This window comes from Marinobacter sp. EN3 (assembly GCF_000475315.1).
GTDB lineage: Bacteria > Pseudomonadota > Gammaproteobacteria > Pseudomonadales > Oleiphilaceae > Marinobacter > Marinobacter nauticus.
This window is the reverse complement of record NZ_AXCC01000091.1, coordinates 1-1,957: the sequence shown is the minus strand read 5'-3', so window position 1 is coordinate 1,957 and position 1,957 is coordinate 1. Positions and strand designations below refer to the sequence as shown.

General features: G+C 49.1%; 2 protein-coding genes. Both read left to right on the top strand.

Features of this window, described 5'->3' with window-relative positions:
- The first annotated feature begins 44 nt into the window (after positions 1-44).
- Positions 45-1,082: a hypothetical protein gene (locus tag Q675_RS36550; protein WP_023012178.1), complete on the top strand. Its 1,038-nt coding sequence runs from the start codon at positions 45-47 to the stop codon at positions 1,080-1,082.
- A gap of 42 nt (positions 1,083-1,124) precedes the next feature.
- Positions 1,125-1,727, top strand: coding sequence for a super-infection exclusion protein B (locus tag Q675_RS36545; protein ID WP_023012177.1), 603 nt, complete (start codon positions 1,125-1,127; stop codon positions 1,725-1,727).
- Positions 1,728-1,957: the final 230 nt, after the last annotated feature.

Genomic DNA, 1,957 nt, shown 5'->3' with positions numbered 1-1,957 from the left:
GGGACCTATGAGAAATCCGGGTTAGCTGTTAAATGGAGTCATCCATGGAAATGAAGCTGTGCCGAATCTGCTGGAATACCGCCGGATGGAGGCGACCTACAGGGGAAGCAGCAGAACTGGAAACAGGTGATAGTTATGTGGCCCAGAATGGATATGGGCACGAAGAATGGCTCTTTAACTATGAATGGATGATTAACGGTTACAGATACGGATTCGTCCAGCCAATAGGGAAGTTCCATGTGAAATACGCTGGCGACACTACTTCTCTTTGTCTTTACACGGTAACCCCAGACAAAGATCGCCTAGTGGTGGGTGTGATCCGTGAGGTATATATTCCAACCTTGTCCGAAACCAAGGACATATTTCGTGAGTTTAAGAAGCGTGGTTGGATCAAGCAAATGGAGAAAGATTGCCGAGCCCTTGGTGTCGGCCCGTTTAATGCCGATGGATTAAATGAAGGCGGTGTGATTAACATTCGGTTCAGACCGGAAGATGTCGAGTTATTCGATCCCATGTTAGTTGCTGACCCGACGCATACGATTTCAAGGAATTCCCGATACCATCCTTTCAACTGGGATGGGGTGCTCCCATCCATCAGCGATACTGCGGCAGGTGCGTCGAATAGCAAGAAGAAACGGTCAGAAAAATCCCGGAAGCGAGTGGCGCAAGAGGGCAGCGAGTATGATCCAACCCATGTAAGACTACAGAATCGGGTTTATGATCTTCTTGTCGGCTATTTCGGGGCGGGAAATGTATTTTACGAGCGGAACTACGTCGATCTCTCTGTTGACACCGATAGCAGCACTACTCTTATCGAGATAAAGACCGCGCCTACCGCGAAACGCTGCATGCGGGACGCGATAGGGCAATTGTTGGAGTATGCTCATTATCCAAAGGTTAAGAAAAACTGTGAATTCGTTATTATGGGGGATGCTCCGATGACGTGGAATGATCAGTGCTATCTTGATTTCCTCAGGACGCAATACAATCTTCCACTGAATTATAGCCAATATGTATGGCAGGATGGCTCGATGAAGGGGTGGGGAGAACATTTAACAAGTGCAGGCAAGGGACGCTCCTGACGTCGCGCCCCTGCTGCAAGCGTTAAATTCAAAAGGATGCATATGGAGTTGATCGCCAAACTTTTGGATGCTGCGAAGCTTCCGACGAAATTTATCGTTGCAATATTTTTGGCATCAACGATTCCGTTGTTATTGCCCGCTGAAATGCTTTCCGCACTTCGCCTGAGTGGGGTTGTTGATTCGTATGGTCGATATATGGGGATTGGCTCAGTGCTCTCTGGGTCAGTTATGGCCATTGAATTTACGATCTGGATCAGCAAAAAAGTAAGACAGAGTTATCTGCGGCGAAAGCTCACCAAACTTTCCAAAGAACGCTTGAGCAGTCTGGATCATGCCGAAAAGTCAGTGCTGAGAGAGTTCTACATCCAGGGCCAGAACACCATCAAATTACCCATGGATTATCCTGTAGTAGCCGGGCTTCTCTCTTCAGGTATTTTGAGCATTGTCGGCCAACATGGTAAGCATTCATTGGCAGGGATGCTCTTCAGCATGAAGATTCCCGATCACTTGAGGAAAGAGATAACACTCGAAATGCTGGAGCTTCCAGCCGGAGAACCCTCGGAAGAAGAGATCGAATTTCTCAGGGCGAATCGACCTGCCTTCATGCACTCGATCCAACGAGAAGAGGCCCTCTTACGATGGTGAATTTAACAAGGCCAGGCACGGCGACGTCTACTACATTGCGGCTTCGCCTCCATTTCGTAGCCGCGCATGCTGGCTGGCGTTAATGGCAAAGGCTTCGGTCTTTTGGGTGGCTATGTGCCAGTGGCCTTGGTACCGTGCTTGGTTGCCAAACCCGCATAGTCTGTTGAGCACCAAGGCCGTCAGAATCCGCGTCCGGTTTGGTTGCTTCAGCTAGCCCGGATTTCTCATAG

What these genes read in the sequence shown, in the direction of transcription:
- Q675_RS36550 (WP_023012178.1), top strand. Translation starts at nt 45, where the DNA reads ATGGAAATGAAGCTGTGCCGAATCTGCTGGAATACCGCCGGATGGAGG.
- Q675_RS36545 (WP_023012177.1), top strand. Translation starts at nt 1,125, where the DNA reads ATGGAGTTGATCGCCAAACTTTTGGATGCTGCGAAGCTTCCGACGAAA.